A 16,358-nucleotide genomic window follows, 5' to 3' on the forward strand; every position below is an offset into this window, starting at 1 on the left:
GCCCAGCCGCCCCCAGGCTCGGACCGCCTCGCCGGCCGGCTCGGCGGCGAGCGCGGCGGGGGTCGGCCACCGCTCGAGCCAGGCCTCCCACACCGGCAGCACCCGCGCGACCGGGGTCTGCTGCAGCATGAACTCACTCACCATGACGCCCCACGGAGTCGCCTCCGGGCGGCGCCAGGGGAGATCGCGCTGATGGACGTCGTACCAGCCGAGGATGGCGTCGTGGAGAGAGCTCATGGCGAGGTCGATTCTCTCCTGTGCGGTCCAAGCCCGGATCCACCGGTGTGGCACCACCAATCTCGTGCGTCACACCAATAACGTGAGCCCCATGGCTGCGCTGACCCGTGGATCGCTTCCGGCGTCGGTCTACTGGCGACGCCGCGCGGCGGTGCTCGGGATCCTCCTGCTGCTCTTCATCGGGGTGACCCAGATGTTCGGCGGTGGCGACGAGGAGGGCGCGACCGCCCGGACGGCATCGGCCGAGGCGACGAAGAGCTACGCGCCCGTGGTGCCCGACAACGTGGGCGCTCCTGCCGAGGTGGCCGACGCCGCGAGCGTCGCCGCCACAGCGGCCGCCAGCCCCACCGCCACCCCCACTGCCACGCCCACCGCCGCGGCGACGGAGCCCGCGACCGCCCTGCCGCAGCAGAGCACGGAGCTGCCCACGCCGACCGGCCGCTGCTCCGACGACGACGTCAACGTCACCGCGCAGGTCGGGAAGGCCGAGGCGACCAAGCGGGTCTACATCGCGCTGACCATCAAGACCAACGTCCAGACCGCCTGTCTGTGGACGATCAGCGCCAAGGCCGTCCAGGTCCAGATCACCTCCGGCTCGGACCGGATCTGGTCGACGCTCGACTGCCCGAAGGCGATCAAGACCTCGACGCTCACGCTGCGGCGCGACACTCCGGTGCAGGTCGCCGTGAAGTGGAACTCACGCCGCTCCGACGACACCTGCTCTGACCACACGCAGTACGCCAAGCTCGGCTACTACCACGTCCAGGTCGCCGCCCTCGGGGGCGAGCCGTCGGACGTCCAGTTCCGCCTGGTGAAGCCCACGGTGACCGCTACTGCGACCCCGTCGGCGTCGGCCACCGCCACGGCGACGGCGAGCGGCAAGCAGAACCCCACCAGCAAGGGCACCCGCTCGGAGCCGACCGGTTCGCCCACCGTCCACCCCGACTGACCAACACCCCGAATGGGGCCTCCCGCCCGGTCGAATGGGGCCTCCGGCCGCGCGAGTGGGGCCTCCGGTCCGGTCGAATGGGGGGTCCCGCCGGTCGAGTGGGGGCTACCCGCCCGGCGGGTCGACTCTCCGGGCCGGACGGTCCATTCGGTCCGTCTCAAGCCCCCATTCGGTCTGCCTCAAGCCCCCACTCGGCGGAGCGCAGGGCCCTATTCGGTCCGTCCCAGGGCCCCACTCGGTCTGTCCCGAGGCCCCACTCGGCGGGTCAGACGTAGCGTTCGAGGATGGTGGACTCCGCCAGGCGGGACAGGCCCTCGCGGACCGACCGAGCGCGCAGCTCGCCGACCCCCTCGACGGCCTGGAGGTCGTCGATACCGGCCGAGAGCAGCTTCTGCAGCGTGCCGAAGTGCTCGACCAGGCGGTCGACCACGGTCGCGGGCAGCCGCGGGACCTTGGCCAGCAGCCGGTAGCCCCGCGGGGCGACGGCACCGTCGAGGTGCTCGGCTCCGCCGAGGCCCAGCACCCGTGCCGCCGAGGCAGGATCGACCAGCTCGGTGGCCGAGAGGAGGTCCATCTCGGCGAGCAGGTCCTCCGTGGACCGCGGGCTGCGGCTGCGCGGCAGGTAGTCGCGCACGACCAGCTCGCGCTCGGCCTCGACGCCGGTGACGAGCTCCTCGAGCTGGAGGGCGAGGAGGCGGCCGTCGGTGCCGAGCTCGACGATGTAGCCCTCGACCTCGCGGGCGATCCGGGTCACCATCTCGAGGCGCTGCGCCACGACGGCGACGTCGCGCACGGTGACCAGGTCCTCGATCTCCAGTGCGGAGAGGGTCGAGGAGACCTCGTCGAGACGCATCTTGTAGCGCTCGAGCGTCGCCAGCGCCTGGTTGGCCCGGGACAGGATCGAGGCCGAGTCCTCAAGGACGTGGCGGGTGTCCCCGACGTACGCCGCGATGATCTGCATCGACTGGGAGACCGAGATGACGGGGTAGCCCGTCTGCTTCGCCACGCGGTCGGCCGTGCGGTGGCGCGTGCCGGTCTCGGTGGTCGGGATGGTGTGGTCGGGCATCAGGTGGACCGCTGCCTTGACGATCCGGGTGAGCGAGGAGTCGACGATGATCGCGCCGTCCATCTTGGCCAGCTCGCGCAGGCCGGTGGACGTGAAGGGCACGTCGAGCTGGAACCCGCCGGTCGACATCGCCTCCACGAGCTTGTCGTGCCCGAGGACGATCAGCGCGCCGGTGCGGCCCCGGAGGATCCGCTCGAGTCCGTCTCGCAGCGGCATGCCCGGCGCGATGAGCTCGAGCGTGTCGCGCAGCGACGGCTCGGGTCGGTCAGTGGCCACGCGCGCATCCTAATCGCTCCATCCGGTGGATCTCCTGTCAGAATTCCGGCTCGACGGCGCGTAGTTGCGGGCGCACGGCAGCCGACTCCTCGCCGCCTGACTGCGAGCGGACCACGCCGAGGAGCGCGAGCGCCGAGCGGACGTCGTCGACGGCGAGCACCTCGAGGCCGTCGACCTTCCGCCGTCCCGGCCGCTGCCCCGGCTCGACCGGGACGACCGCGGTGCCGAAGCCGAGCCTCGCCGCCTCGGCCAGCCGCTGCGGCAGGTCGCGCACGCGCCGGAGCTCGCCGGCGAGGCCGATCTCGCCCATCGCCACCACACCCCGCGGGATCGGCACGGCCGATGCCGCCGAGCCCAGCGCGACCGCCACCGCCAGGTCGGAGGCCGGCTCGTTGAGCTTCGCGCCCCCGACCGTGGCGGCGAAGACGTCGTGGTTCTGCAGCGGCACCCGGCAGTGCCGGTCGAGCACGGCCAGGACCATCGCGAGCCGGGAGCCGTCGAGTCCCGACACGGTGCGTCGCGGCCGCTCCTGGGCGGTCCGGGTGACCAGCGCCTGCACCTCGGCGAGCATCGGCCGACGGCCCTCCATCGTCACCGCCACGCAGGTGCCTGGCACGGGGCGCGAGTGCGACTCCACGAAGAGCCCGGTCGGGTCGGCCACCGCGGCGATGCCGTCGGAGCCGAGCTCGAAGCAGCCCACCTCGTCGACCGGGCCGAAGCGGTTCTTCACCGCACGGACCATCCGGAAGCGCGAGTTGCGGTCGCCCTCGAAGCCGAGGACGACGTCGACCAGGTGCTCCAGCACCCGCGGACCGGCGATGGAGCCGTCCTTGGTCACGTGGCCGACGATGATCGTGGTGATGTTGCGGGTCTTGGCGGTCCGCACCAGCGCCGCCGCGACCTCCTTGACCTGCGAGACGCCGCCCGGCACGCCCTCCACGCCCGAGGCGTTGATCGTCTGCACCGAGTCGACGACGAGCACGTCGGGCCGGACGTCCTCGATGTGGGTGAGCACGGCCCCGAGGTCGGTCTCGGCGGCGAGGTAGAGCGTGGGCTGGACGGCGGAGGTGCGGTCGGCGCGCAGGCGCACCTGCGAGGCCGACTCCTCCCCGGAGACGTAGAGCGCCCGCCGAGAGGCCCGCGCGCTCTGCGCCGCGACCTCGAGCAGCAATGTCGACTTGCCGACACCGGGCTCGCCTGCCAGCAGGATCACCGCGCCGGGCACCAGGCCGCCCCCGAGCACGCGGTCGAGCTCGGCGACGCCGGAGCTGGCGAACGCCGACTCCGAGACGGCCACCTCGCCGATCGGCACGGCCCTCGAGGTGACGGCCGCCGGCGTCGTACGGCTCGCGGACGGCGCCGCCGCCACCTCCGCCACGGAGCCCCAGGCCTGGCACTCCCCGCACCGGCCGACCCACTTGGCGGCCTCCCAGCCGCACTCGCCGCAGCGGAAGACGGCACGTGCTCGCGGCGTGGCTCTGGCGGTGGAGGGGGGCATGGGGCGCACGCTACGCAGCCCCTCCGACAGTTCCGGGCAACGCGGCCGGGAGGGATGCGGATATGCTTCGCACTTGGAACGATCCACTGTCAGGGGGTGAGCACGATGGCGCGGTACGCGATGGCGGCGCCCACCCTCGCCGACGTGGCCGAGCTCGCGGGCGTCTCCCGCCAGACCGTCTCCAATGCGGTCAACAACCCCGAGTTGCTCCGTCCCGACACCCTCGTCCGCGTCCAGGCCGCGATCGACGACCTCGGCTACAAGCCCAACCGCGCCGCCCGCAACCTCCGCACCCGCACCTCCCACCTCATCGGCCTGCGGATGGGCCCGGTGCAGGAGGGCACCGCGAGCGCGATCATGGACCGCTTCGTCCACTCCCTGGTCGAGACCAGCCGCGAGGCGGGCTATCACGTCCTCCTCTTCACCGGTTCCCACGACGATCCGCTGGAGGGGTACGACGACCTCCTCCGCTCCACCGCGGTCGATGCCTTCGTCCTCACCGACACCTATCAGGGCACCAGCGCGGCCTCCTGGCTGCGCGAGCGCCGCGCGCCGTTCGTCAGCTTCGGCCGTCCCTGGGGCGACACCGACGCGCGCCATCCGTGGGTCGACGTCGACAGCTCCGCCGGCGCCGAGCTGGCCACCCAGCACCTTCTCGACAAGGGCCACACCCGGGTCGCGTGGATCGGCTGGCGCAAGGACTCCGTCCTCGGCGAGGAGCGCCGCTCGGGCTGGCTGCACGCGATGCACACCGCCGGACTGCCCACGACCGGCCTCGCCTCGCGGGTGGAGGACACCATCGCGTCGGGGCGCAGCGCGGCCGAGGTGCTGCTCGACGAGGCCAAGCCCACCGCCTTCGTCTGCGCCTCCGACACGCTCGCGGTCGGCGTCATGCACACCCTCGCCGAGCGCGGCCTGCAGGCGGGCGACGACGTCGCGGTGGTCGGCTTCGACGACTCCCAGGTCGCCCAGACCGTCTGGCCCGGTCTCTCCAGCGTCCGCCAGCCGCTCGAGGAGGCGGCGATCCAGCTCGTCCGCCAGCTCGAGGGCCTGCTCTCCACTCCCTCGCAGCCGCACCCCGGCGTGATGCTGACCCCGACGCTCGAGGTGAGAGGAACGTCGGGCCCCGACCTTCTCTGACCTGCCTAGGCTGAGTCGCATGAGCGATCTCGTGATCATCGGGGCAGGACTCGCGGCGGCGTCGGCGGTCGAGACGCTGCGCGAGGAGGGGTACGACGGCAGCATCACCCTCGTCGGCACGGAGCCGGAGCCGCCGTACGAGCGTCCCCAGCTCTCCAAGGACCTGCTCAAGGGCAAGGACTTCCAGCCGCTGCACGACGACCAGTGGTACGCCGAGCGGTCGGCCACCCTCCGGCTCGGTGTCACCGCGGTCGCGGTCGACCGGGACCTGCGCACCGTCACCCTCGACGACGGCTCGTGGCTGCCCTACGACCAGCTGCTCTTCGCCACCGGCGCCGGCCCGCGCGTGCCCGACCTGCCGGGGGTCGAGCGCGCCACGCTGCTGCGCACCCGGGCCGATGCCGAGGGCCTCCTCGACCAGTTCGTGCCGGGCAGGACCCTCGTCACCGTCGGCGGCGGCTGGATCGGTCTCGAGGTCGCGGCCGCGGCGCGTGACGCCGGCCTCGAGGTGACCGTCCTCGAGCGTGGCCCGAAGCCGCTGGCGGGCGTGCTCGGCGACACCCTGGCCGACTATCTCGTCGGCGTCCACGAGTCCCACGGCGTGGTGATCCGCACCGAGGTCGAGGCCGCCGAGATCACCCAGACCGGCGTCCTCCTCACCACCGGCGAGGAGATCCCGGCGGACATCGTCGTCGCCGCCGTCGGGGCCGTGCCCAACGACCAGCTCGCCGCCGCGGCCGGCCTGGCGGTCGACGCCGACAAGGGCGGCATCGTCACAGGCGACCACCTCGAGACGGCCGACCCGCGGATCTTCGCCGCCGGCGACGTCGCCCTCGCGACGCATCTGCACCTCGGGCCGCTGCGCGTCGAGCACTGGGACAACGCCATCCGCCAGGGCCGTCTCGCCGCCCGCGCCCTCCTCGGTCAGCACGTCCACTACGACTGGGCGCCCTACTTCTACACCGATCAGTTCGAGTTCTCGATGGAGTACGTCGGCCACTCCGCGCCCGACGACGAGGTCGTCGTCCGCGGCTCGCTGGAGGACAGCGAGTTCCTCGCCTACTGGCTCCGCGACGCAGCTGTCACCGCCGCCATGAACGTCGGCATCTGGGACGTGAGCGACAAGCTCCGCGCGCTCGTCGGCCAGACGGTCGACCCACCCGCCCCCGACGCCCTGTGAGTGCCAGGCCAGCCTCCGGGCCGGCCTGGCACTCACAAGGCGGTCGGAAAGCGGTCAGAAGGTGCGGCTCCAGAGGTTGACCGCGTAGTCGACCTCCACGCCCTCGTGGGTGCCGAGGATCTCGTCGGCCACCGCGGGGGCGAACTCGATGCGCACGACCGCCTCGAGGTCTCCGCGGGACTCGAACCGCCAGCCCATGTCGACCGACTGCCGGGTCCAGCCGTGGGTCGACCACCAGCGCTCGACGACGTCCGGGTCGACCGACGGGTAGCCGCGCCGGAACCATCCGCCGAAGGTCGACCGGGTGGCGTCGTTGTCGATCACCATCGCGGTCCCGCCGCGCCGCATCACCCGCGCCAGCTCCGCGAGGCCGGGCTCGGCGCCCGGCCCGAAGAAGTACGCCCACCGCGCGTGCGCCACGTCGACCGACGCGTCGGGCAGCGGGATCGCCTGTGCGGCCCCCTCGACCACGGCGACGTTCCCCACCCGCCGCGTACGACGTCGGGCCAGCGCCACGAGCGGCCGGTGCGGCTCCACCCCCGTCACCGACCGGGCCTCGGCGGCGAAGAGCGGGAGGTGGAACCCGCTGCCGCACCCGAGGTCGAGGACGTCGCGCCCGGACCAGCCAGAGCCGTCGGGGCCGCCTGCCGTCGTCCGCAGGGCGGACCAGAGCACGCCGTCGGGATCGACCGCGCGGTTCTCGATCTCGTAGACCGCCGGGTGATCCCAGATGTTCGGGGACGGGATCGCCCCTCCCGGGCGCATGGCGAGGCCGGATCGTCCCGTCACGCGCGAGGAGTCGCCGCTCAGATGCGGACCTCGCCCTCCGGGCCGCGGAAGTTGGCCGCGAGCAGCCCGGGGGTGCCGTGCTCGGCGACCCACTTGATGTCGACGTGCTCGGCGGGCTGGCCGGTGAAGGGATCGACCCGCTCGTCGAGCTCCTCGCCGAGCCAGTCCTTGACCCGCTGCGGGTCGCCGGAGAGCTCCAGGCAGGTCAGCGTGACGTCGGAGCCGGCGTTGCCGGGGTGGAGGTCCAGGTCGGACTCCCAGTGGATGAAGTAGGGCAGCTGCGGGTCGACGATGAGGTCGTTGATGCCGATCTGCTTCCAGCGCAGCTCCGAGCCGTCGGGACGGTGACGGTTGCCGTCCACCCACGGCCGCCCGAGCCGCCGCTCGAGCTTGGCCATGTTGCCCGACCGGACGACCCAGCCCATCCAGCCGCCGCCCAGCGCGCTGCGTGCCTTCACGGCCTGGCCGAACGGCGCCTTGTCCGAGGCGGGGTGCTCGAGCGCCTCGACGACCTCGATGTAGAGGCCGCCGCGCAGCGGCAGGGTGTAGTTGCGGGTCCCGAAGCGGGGGTGCACGCCGCCGTCCTCGAAGTCCTGCCCGAGGAGCTCGCCGATGCGCTTCGCCGTGGCCACGAGGCCATCGGGTCCGGCGGCGTACGAGAGATGGTCCAGACGCATGCGTCGATTCTGAACATGCGCTGAGAAAGGCCGGACACGGGGGTCCCGGTCTCTTGACGTCGAGAGTTAAATCACGGCGGATCAGCGAGGGTCCGCGGGGTGCAGCGCGAGCATCGAGCGCGAGCGCACATGGGCCTCGCAGTGCCGGGCGAGCTCGTCGTACCCCGCCTCGCCCAGCAGCGCCACCAGCTCGTCCCGGCTGGTGACGAACAGCGGCTCGACCGCCTGGTGGGCGACGGGGTTGCCGGTGCAGTACCAGTCCAGGTCGTGGCCGCCCGGGCCCCAGCCCCGCCGGTCGTACTCGGTGATGGTCACCTCCGTGTACGTCGAGCCGTCGGTCCGCTCGACGTCGCGGAAGAGCCGCCGGATCGGCAGCTGCCAGCACACGTCCGGCTTGGTCGTGACGTGGGTGGTGCCCAGCCGCGCGGCGAGGTGGTGCAGGGCGCAGCCCTCGCCGCCGGCGAAGCCGGGCCGGTTGGCGAAGACGCAGCCCTGCTCGCCGTCCACGGTGTGCACGCGGGTCTTGCGCGAGCCCTCGTCGTCCTTCTCCACCCAGTCGGACCGCTTGAGCTTGCGGTCCGGCTTGAACTGCCATTCGGCGGGGGTGAGCATCCCGACGTACTCGGCCACGCGCCTCTCGTCGTCACGGTCGGCGAAGTGCGCGCCGAGCGTGCAGCACCCGACGCTCGGAGCGTCCGCGTAGATGCCCGCGCAGCCGGAGCCGAAGATGCAGGAGTACGCCGACGTGAGCCAGGTGAGGTCGCAGCGGAACACCTCCGTCTCGTCGGCCGGGTTGGCGAACTCCACCCAGGCCCGCGGGAAGTCCAACGCCACCTCGACCATGGCGCTCACCCTATGTCGATAGATTGATGCCCATGCGTCTGGGCGTCCTCGACATCGGCTCGAACACCGGGCATCTGCTCGTGGTCGACGCCCATGGCGGGGCGGCCCCGCTGCCGGCGTACTCCTTCAAGCAGCCGCTGCGGCTGGCCGAGCACCTCGACGAGAGCGGGGACGTCACCCGGGCGGGCATCGACGCGCTGACCGACTTCGTCCGCGAGGCGGCGCTGGTGGCCGACGAGAAGGGGTGCGCGGAGGTGATGGCGTTCGCGACCAGCGCCGTGCGCGACGCGACCAACTCCGACCGGGTCCTGGCCCACGTCGAGGCGCAGACCGGCATCGGGATCGGCGTGCTGTCGGGGGAGGACGAGGCCCGGCTGACGTTCCTCGCCGTCCGCCGGTGGTTCGGCTGGAGCGCCGGGCGACTCGCCGTCTTCGACATCGGCGGCGGCTCGCTCGAGCTGGCGGGAGGCGCCGACGAGGCGCCCGACGTCGCCTGGAGCCTGCCGCTCGGCGCCGCCCGGCTGGCCCGGACCTACCTCACGAGCACGCCGTCCGACGAGGAGCTCAAGGCGCTGCGCCGCCAGATCCGGGCCGACATCGCCCGCGACGCCGGGCATCTCATCCGTGCCGGCGCGCCGGACAAGGCGGTCGCGACGTCGAAGACCTTCCGCAGCATCGCCCGCATCACCGGCGCCGCGCCGAGCGGGGAGGGGCCGCTGGTCAGGCGGGCGATCCCCCTGGACGCCCTGCGCGAGTGGATCCCCAAGCTGGTCACGACGAGCCACGACGAGCTCAGCCGGCTGCCCGGGGTGAGCCCGAGCCGGGCCCACCAGATCGTCCCCGGAGCGCTCGTCGCCGAGGCGTGCATGGACATCTTCGACCTGGCCGAGCTGGAGATCTGCCCCTGGGCGCTGCGGGAGGGCGTGATCCTCGAGCGCCTCGACCACCTCAGCTTCCTGGGCGCTCCGGAGTGAGCCGATGAGCATCCGGGTCGGGCTCTCGACCGTCTCGGTCTATCCCGAGTCCACCGCGGCGGGCTTCGACTGGGCGGTCGGCCTGGGCTACGACGCCGTCGAGGTGATGGTCGGCGTCGACCGCGACTCGACCAGCATCGAGTCGGTCCGCCAACTCGCCGAGGGTCACGGCATCGCCGTCTCGGCCATCCACGCGCCCTGCCTGCTCTTCACCCAGCGCGTGTGGGGGACCGAGCCCTGGGGCAAGCTCGAGCGCTCGGCCGAGATGGCCCACGCGGTCGGCGCCCGGACCGTCGTGGTGCATCCGCCGTTCCGCTGGCAGCGCTCCTACGCGCGCTACTTCGTCGAGGGGATCAAGCGCCTCGAGCGCGAGACCGGACTGACGTACGCCGTCGAGAACATGTACCCCTGGAAGGCCCGCTCCACGGGCCGGGGCAGCAGGTCCACCGAGATGTACGTCCCCGAGCGGGACCCGTCGCGCGGCGACTACGCGCACGGCACCCTCGACGTCTCCCATGCGGCGATCGGCGGGGACGACGTCATCGAGATGGCCGAGCGGTGGGGCCCGCGGCTGCGCCACATCCACCTCACCGACGGCACCGGCTCGGCGAAGGACGAGCACCTCGTCCCCGGCCGCGGCACCATGGGCGCCGACACCCTGCTGCGCCACCTCGTCGAGACCGGCTTCGACGGCGAGGTGGTCGTCGAGATCACCACTCGCCGCGCCGGCTCCCGGGAGGCGCGCCGGGAGATGCTGGAGGAGTCTCTCGCCTTCGCCCGCGAGTACCTCGGCCAGGGCTGACGGCGGCTCGCCGGGCACGGCTGCACGCCGACGGTGACGCGTGGGACTGCTGGACCTCGGTGCGCACTCGCGCGCGAAGGATCCCGACGTCGGCACCGGCTCCTCGGCATCGCCCGCAACGCCTTCGGCGACCACGGGCGCGAGGCGTGGATACGCTCAGAGCATGAGGATCGCGATCGTCGGCGTCGGCAACATGGGCGAGGCCGTGCTGGCGGGGCTGGTGAAGGCCGGGCACGAGGTGCTCGCCGGCGTGCGGCGGCCCGAGCGCGGCGCCGAGCTCTCCGAGAGGTACGACGTCGTCCACGGCTCCGCCGCCGAGATCGTCGACGGCGCGGACGTCGTCGTCCTCGGCGTGAAGCCCTACGACATCGTCTCGCTGATCGACTCGCTGCCGCTCGCGAGCGGGCAGCTCATCGTCTCCCTCGCGGCCGGGATCGGGACCGCGCAGATCGAGGCGGCCGCCCCGGAGGGGGTCGGCGTCGTGCGGGTCATGCCGAACACACCGGCGATGATCGGCGAGGGCATGTCGATCATCAGCCCCGGCGCGAGCGCCACCGACGAGCAGGTGGCCGTGGCCACCGAGCTCATGCGGGCCGTCGGCGAGACGGTCACGGTGCCCGAGCGGCAGCTCGACGCCGCCACCGCGGTGAGCGGGTCGGGGCCGGCGTACGTCTTCTACATCGCGGAGTCGCTGGTCGAGGCCGGGGTCCATCTCGGCCTGCCGCGCGCGGTCGCGACCCGGCTCGTCGAGCAGACCCTCGCCGGCGCCAGCCTCCTGCTCAAGAGCAGCGACGAGCATCCCGCGGTGCTCCGTGAGCAGGTCACCAGCCCGGGCGGGACCACCGCGGCCGCGCTCGCCGTCTTCGAGGAGGACGGGCTGCGCAGCACCTTCCTCAAGGCCACGCGCGCCAACCGCGACCGCAGCCGCGAGATCGCCGCCGAGGGATGAGCGATCCCGGCTGCCCCGGGCCGGCGAGCGTCGTCTTCGACCCGTCGCTGACCGACTACGACTTCGGCCCGTCGCACCCGATGAGCCCCCTCCGGGTCGACCTCACGATGCGCCTGGCGGACGAGATGGGCGTGCTGGCGACCGGTGGGGGCACCCTGCTGACCGTGCCGGCCCCCATGGCCGACCTCGACCTGCTGGCCACCGTCCACGACGAGGCCTACATCGAGGCGGTGATCCGCGCCGGGCGGACGGGCGAGCCCGACCTCTCCCGCGGGCTCGGCACCGACGACGACCCCGTCTTCGCGCACATGCACGAGGCCAGTGCCCACATCGTCGGGGCGAGCGTCGAGGCGTGCCGCCGCGTCTGGGAGGGCGAGAGCCTCCACGCCGCGAACATCATGGGCGGCCTCCACCACGCCATGCCGGGACGGGCGAGCGGCTTCTGCGTCTACAACGACGTCGCCGCCGGCATCCGCTGGCTGCTCGACCACGGGGCCGGCCGGGTCGTCTACGTCGACGTCGACGTCCACCACGGCGACGGCGTCGAGCGGATGTTCTGGGACGACCCGCGCGTGCTGACGATCAGCCTGCACGAGACCGGCCAGATGCTCTTCCCGGGCACCGGCTTCGCGACCGAGATCGGCGGCCCGGACGCGCAGGGGACCGCCGTCAACGTCGCGCTGCCGCCGGGCACCGCCGACGCGGGCTGGCTGCGCGCCTTCCACGCGGTGGTGCCCGAGCTGGTCCGCAGCTTCGAGCCGCAGATCCTGGTCACCCAGCAGGGCTGCGACTCCCACACCGAGGATCCGCTCGCCCACCTGATGCTGTCGGTGGACGGGCAGCGGGCGGCGTACCTCGCCCTCCACGATCTGGCCCACGAGGTCGCCCGCGGCCGGTGGGTCGCCTTCGGCGGCGGAGGGTACGCCGTCGTCGACGTCGTCCCCCGCGCCTGGACCCACCTCCTGGCCATCGTCGGCGGCGCCCCGCTCGATCCCGCGACGGCGACCGCGCCCGGGTGGCAGGAGCACGTCCGCACCCGTATGGGCCGTCCCGCGCCAGGTCACATGACCGATGGGCGCGAGCCGCGATGGCGCGACTGGCGCGAGGGATACGACCCCGACACCTGGCTGGATCGGCAGGTGGAGGAGACTCGTCGGACGGTGTTCCCGCTGCACGGGCTGGACCCGTCGGGCTGGTGAGTATGTGTGCGTTTGCGTCACTTTCAAGTCGACACGCCGAAGGAATGTAAAATCACGCCTGTTTCCTCTTCCCCACCAGTCACAGAAACCTCTAATGTTCACTCGCCTGGTACGTGTGAGCAGCGGTGGGGAAGCCGCTGGCGTGACAGGACTGGGTGAGAAGACAAGGACCGATGAACATGGCCGGCAAGCCCGAGCTCGCTGAGGCGAAGTTCCTGACCGTCGCCGAGGTCGCCGCGATGATGCGCGTCTCGAAGATGACGGTCTACCGCCTGGTGCACAGCGGCGAGATGCCCGCCGTGCGCGTGGGCCGCTCGTTCCGCGTCCGCGAGGAGGACGCCAACGAGTACCTCCGCAATTCGTACTTCAACGCGGGCTGACGGTAGGCTCCCGCCCCATGGGTTCTGTCATCAAGAAGCGCCGCAAGCGGATGGCCAAGAAGAAGCACCGCAAGCTGCTCAAGAAGACGCGCGTCGCCCGCCGCAAGCTCGGCAAGTGACGGCTGTTCATTCTCTGATCTGACCGGCGCGGCCCTCACATCTTCACCGGTAGGGTGAAGGCGTGGCAGGTCGCGTCGTTCTCGTCACCGGGGTCTCACGGGACCTCGGCCGCAAGTTCGCCGTCGCCGCGGCCGAGCACCCCAACGTCGAGCGCGTCATCGGCGTGGACGTCGTGCCCCCGCGAGGCGACGTCGGCGGTGTGACCTTCGTCCGCGCCGACATCCGCAACCCCGTCATCGCCAAGGTGATCGCGCGCGAGGACGTCGACACCGTCGTCCACATGAGCATCATCTCCACGCCCGGCCCGGTCGGCGGCGGGCGGACGACGATGAAGGAGCTCAACGTCATCGGGACGATGCAGCTCCTCGCCGCCTGCCAGAAGGCCGAGAGCGTGCGCAACCTCGTCGTGAAGTCGACGACGATGGTCTACGGCGCGAGCCACCGCGACCCCGCCATGTTCACCGAGGACATGGAGCCGCGGCACACCCCCCGCAGCGGCTACGGCAAGGACGTCTCCGAGATCGAGGGCTACGTCCGCGGCCTCGCCCGGCGCCGGCCCGACATCAACGTGACCGTCCTGCGGTGCGCCAACGTCATCGGCCCGCGCGTCGGCGCCAGCCCGATCACGAGCTACCTCCGGATGCCGGTCATCCCCACCGTGCTCGGGTTCGACCCGCGGATGCAGTTCCTCCACGAGACCGACCTCCTCAACGCGCTCGGCCACGCCATCCGCGCCGAGCGGCCCGGCACCTACAACATCGCCGGCCCCGGGCTGCTCAACCTCAGCCAGGTCACCCGCCGCCTCGCGCGGCCGACGCTGCCCATGCCCGGCTTCGCGATCGGCGGCATCGGCAACGCCCTGCGCTCGGTCCGGCTCACCGACTTCTCGCCCGAGCTGCGGGCCTACCTCACGTTCGGCCGCGGGGTCGACACCGCCCGGATGCGCGAGCAGCTCGGCTTCGAGCCCGTCTACTCCACGGCCGAGGCACTCGACGACTTCGCCACGACCCTCGACCCGGTCGAGCACCGCCTCGACGGCGTGCTCGCGAGTCTCGAGGGCCGTCTCGAGGGACACGACCGACGAACCGACCGACGACCGGAGGCCATCGGATGAGCGCCCACCAGCCCGAGCGCCAGGCTGCCGACGGCGCCGAGGTCATCCCGATCGGCACCCGGGGTCGTCCCGGCCGCGGCACCGGCCAGCGCCCGTCGTCGGCTGCTCGTGGGCTTGTCGGCGGGGGTTCGAAGCCCGCTCCGAAGCCCGTCCCGAAGCCCTCGGCCGGCACCAAGCCGACGGTCGTCAAGCAGCCCGTCGCCGCTCCGGCGCCCAGCGCCCCGGCGGCGCCGTACGCCGAGTCGCCGGTCGTCGCGCACGAGCGCACCGGCCCGCTGAGCCCGCTCAGCGGCATCCCGGTCTCCGACTGGCTGGCAGCGCTGACCTATGCCTCGCGCGAGCTGTTCGGCGACGAGTGGGAGCCGCGCCTGGCCCAGTTCCTCGCCTTCCTGCGGCGACGCGTCACCGGCGACTTCTCCGTCGACACCTACGGCTTCGACGCCGAGCTGACCCAGCGCTTCTTCCTCACCGCGCTGCGACCGATCGCGCAGAAGTGGTTCCGGATCGAGGTCATCGGCGCCGAGAACATCCCCGCCGAGGGCGGCGCGCTGGTCGTCTCCAACCACTCCGGCACCATCCCGCTCGACGGCGTGATGACCCTCGTTCAGATCCACGACCACACCGGCCGCTTCCTGCGCCCGCTCGGCGCCGACCTCGTCTTCCGGCTGCCGTTCGTCGGCACCATCGCCCGCAAGGCCGGCGCGACCCTCGCCTGCAACGAGGACGCCGAGCGGATGCTGCGCGACGGCGAGCTCGTCGGCGTCTGGCCGGAGGGCTTCAAGGGCATCGGCAAGCCGTTCAGCGAGCGCTACAAGCTGCAGCGCTTCGGCCGCGGCGGCTTCGTCTCCGCGGCCATCCGCACCGGCGTGCCGATCGTGCCCGTCTCGGTCGTCGGCGCGGAGGAGATCTACCCGCTGGTCGGCAACATCCCGGCGCTGGCGCGGATCCTCGGGCTGCCCTACCTGCCGATCACGCCGCTGTTCCCGCTGCTCGGGCCGCTCGGGCTGGTGCCGCTGCCGTCCAAGTGGCTGATCGAGTTCGGCGAGCCGATCCGCACCGACGCCTACGACAAGGGCGCCGCGGACGACCCGATGCTCGTCTTCAACGTCACCGACCAGGTGCGCGAGACGATCCAGCAGACCCTCTTCCACCTGCTCCAGCAGCGCCAGAGCGTGTTCCGCTGACCCTCCGACCGCGGGGCGGCTCGTCGCCGGCCACGCCGATTCCGCACGGAGCCGGGGACCTTCCGGCCCACGGCGGCCGTGTCGAAGGGCCGGGAGGTCCCGCCGGAGGCGAGGCTCCCGGAGCCGGGTGAGCCGACTCCGCGCAGGCGCGGGGCTACTTGCCGCCGAGCAGGTCGTCGACGGTGCTGCCGACGCTGCTGACGGTGTCGCCCAGGCCGGTGACGAGGCTGCTGACCGGGCTCGGCAGGGCACTGCCGACGCCGCTCACGACGCCGCCGACGCCGCTCACCACACTGCCGAGGGTGGTGGGGCTCGCGGACGGCGTACTCGTGGACGTCGGGGCGCTGCTCGCCGACGGCGAGGAGGTGCTCGTCGGGTCGTCGGCCGGGGTCGCGGTCGACGTCTTCGTCGTGGACTTCGTCGTCGTGCCGGCGGCCTTGTCGCCCTGGGTGGACGCGGTCGCGGTGGCGCCGGTCAGGCGGGCGAGGGCCGCGGGCAGCTCGGTGATGCCGTCGCCGGCGCCCGGGAACGCGGCGGAGGCCGCCTTGTCGATCGCGAGGAGGGTCTGGAGGACCGGGGCGATGATGTCGTCGGGGAGCGCGCTCGCCAGGCCGGCGAGGTCGCCGATGCTGCTGACGGTGAAGGCGTGGATGCCCTCGCCGTCCGCGGCCTGGGTGAGGAGGTCGGAGCCGGTGGATGCCTGAGACATGAAGTCGCCGAGCGCGTCACCGGCCTGAGCGGGCTTGCCCGCCTGGACGAGCTCGGCAGCCTCCTCGAGGCGGGTCGAGGCGCGCTGCAGCTCGAGCGTGCCCTTGGCGTGGTCGCTGAGCGACAGGCTCGAGTGGATGGACTCGACGAGTCGCTTGACGGGGTAGAGCGCCTGGCCCGGCAGGGCGCTCTCGGACGCGAAGGCGGCGCCCGTGGCGGCCGCGGCGATCGAGAAGACCGCGGCCGCGGCGGCGAGGCGGCGCTGGACCGGGC

At 72.6% G+C, this 16,358-nt stretch carries 17 protein-coding genes and 1 pseudogene; 11 read left to right on the plus strand and 7 right to left on the minus strand.

The genetic code is table 11. The annotated features are described in order from the left end of the window. A pseudogene (locus QM572_RS16430) lies at positions 1-237 on the minus strand (A/G-specific adenine glycosylase); the annotation flags it as partial. A gap of 91 nt (positions 238-328) precedes the next feature. Between QM572_RS16430 and QM572_RS16435 the strand changes: the two are divergent. Next, positions 329-1,186 (plus strand): hypothetical protein, encoded by an 858-nt coding sequence (locus QM572_RS16435; protein ID WP_415095050.1) that lies wholly within the window; start codon positions 329-331, stop codon positions 1,184-1,186. A gap of 265 nt (positions 1,187-1,451) precedes the next feature. On the opposite strand, the gene disA is transcribed toward QM572_RS16435, so the two are convergent. Beyond that, a complete protein-coding gene (gene disA / locus QM572_RS16440) occupies positions 1,452-2,528 on the minus strand; it encodes a DNA integrity scanning diadenylate cyclase DisA (RefSeq protein ID WP_415095051.1) in 1,077 nt (358 codons plus the stop codon). Positions 2,529-2,565: 37 nt separating this feature from the next. After that, on the minus strand, positions 2,566-4,026 hold the full coding sequence (gene radA, locus QM572_RS16445) for a DNA repair protein RadA (protein WP_415095052.1): 1,461 nt from the start codon (positions 4,024-4,026) through the stop codon (positions 2,566-2,568). Positions 4,027-4,131: 105 nt separating this feature from the next. Here radA and QM572_RS16450 point away from each other — a divergent pair, with 105 nt between their 5' ends. Next, positions 4,132-5,166 carry a LacI family DNA-binding transcriptional regulator gene (locus QM572_RS16450; protein ID WP_415095065.1) on the plus strand — a complete coding sequence of 345 codons (1,035 nt, stop codon included), beginning with the start codon at positions 4,132-4,134 and terminating at the stop codon, positions 5,164-5,166. 19 nt (positions 5,167-5,185) lie between these two features. After that, on the plus strand, positions 5,186-6,346 hold the full coding sequence (locus QM572_RS16455; RefSeq protein WP_415095053.1) for an NAD(P)/FAD-dependent oxidoreductase: 1,161 nt from the start codon (positions 5,186-5,188) through the stop codon (positions 6,344-6,346). A 54-nt stretch (positions 6,347-6,400) separates the two neighbouring features. Here the strand turns inward: QM572_RS16455 and QM572_RS16460 are convergent, their stop codons facing one another. The 3 genes from QM572_RS16460 to QM572_RS16470 form a co-directional block, all read right to left on the minus strand. Next, entirely contained in the window at positions 6,401-7,135 is a 735-nt protein-coding gene (locus tag QM572_RS16460) for a class I SAM-dependent methyltransferase (protein WP_415095054.1), read from the minus strand. Between the two features lie 17 nt (positions 7,136-7,152). Then, positions 7,153-7,812: a VOC family protein gene (locus tag QM572_RS16465; protein WP_415095055.1), complete on the minus strand. Its 660-nt coding sequence runs from the start codon at positions 7,810-7,812 to the stop codon at positions 7,153-7,155. Between the two features lie 81 nt (positions 7,813-7,893). Then, the gene (locus tag QM572_RS16470) at positions 7,894-8,655 is read right to left on the minus strand and encodes a hypothetical protein (protein ID WP_415095056.1); all 762 of its coding nucleotides are present in this window, start codon (positions 8,653-8,655) and stop codon (positions 7,894-7,896) included. Positions 8,656-8,687: 32 nt separating this feature from the next. On the opposite strand from QM572_RS16470, the gene QM572_RS16475 reads away from it, so the two are divergent. From QM572_RS16475 to QM572_RS16510, 8 genes are all read left to right on the plus strand, one after another. Continuing rightward, positions 8,688-9,629, plus strand: coding sequence for a Ppx/GppA family phosphatase (locus QM572_RS16475; protein ID WP_415095057.1), 942 nt, complete (start codon positions 8,688-8,690; stop codon positions 9,627-9,629). A 4-nt stretch (positions 9,630-9,633) separates the two neighbouring features. Then, positions 9,634-10,431, plus strand: coding sequence for a sugar phosphate isomerase/epimerase family protein (locus QM572_RS16480; protein WP_415095058.1), 798 nt, complete (start codon positions 9,634-9,636; stop codon positions 10,429-10,431). 163 nt (positions 10,432-10,594) lie between these two features. Beyond that, positions 10,595-11,380, plus strand: coding sequence for a pyrroline-5-carboxylate reductase (gene proC / locus QM572_RS16485; RefSeq protein ID WP_415095059.1), 786 nt, complete (start codon positions 10,595-10,597; stop codon positions 11,378-11,380). Beyond that, entirely contained in the window at positions 11,377-12,579 is a 1,203-nt protein-coding gene (locus QM572_RS16490; RefSeq protein ID WP_415095060.1) for an acetoin utilization protein AcuC, read from the plus strand. The genes proC and QM572_RS16490 overlap by 4 nt, the downstream gene beginning before the upstream one ends. Positions 12,580-12,758: 179 nt before the next feature. Next, positions 12,759-12,959, plus strand: coding sequence for a helix-turn-helix domain-containing protein (locus tag QM572_RS16495; RefSeq protein WP_415095061.1), 201 nt, complete (start codon positions 12,759-12,761; stop codon positions 12,957-12,959). 17 nt (positions 12,960-12,976) lie between these two features. Beyond that, entirely contained in the window at positions 12,977-13,078 is a 102-nt protein-coding gene (locus tag QM572_RS16500) for a 30S ribosomal protein bS22 (RefSeq protein ID WP_017933175.1), read from the plus strand. 62 nt (positions 13,079-13,140) lie between these two features. Continuing rightward, positions 13,141-14,193, plus strand: a complete 1,053-nt coding sequence (locus tag QM572_RS16505; protein ID WP_415095062.1) for an NAD-dependent epimerase/dehydratase family protein — start codon at positions 13,141-13,143, stop codon at positions 14,191-14,193. Next, positions 14,190-15,377 carry a lysophospholipid acyltransferase family protein gene (locus QM572_RS16510; protein WP_415095063.1) on the plus strand — a complete coding sequence of 396 codons (1,188 nt, stop codon included), beginning with the start codon at positions 14,190-14,192 and terminating at the stop codon, positions 15,375-15,377. The genes QM572_RS16505 and QM572_RS16510 overlap by 4 nt, the downstream gene beginning before the upstream one ends. Positions 15,378-15,531: 154 nt before the next feature. On the opposite strand, the gene QM572_RS16515 is transcribed toward QM572_RS16510, so the two are convergent. Further along, the coding region (locus QM572_RS16515; protein ID WP_415095064.1) for a DUF5667 domain-containing protein at positions 15,532-16,358 on the minus strand (827 nt) is incomplete at its 5' end.

Origin of the sequence: Nocardioides sp. (genome assembly GCF_047607365.1) — a bacterium.
Taxonomy (GTDB): domain Bacteria; phylum Actinomycetota; class Actinomycetes; order Propionibacteriales; family Nocardioidaceae; genus Nocardioides.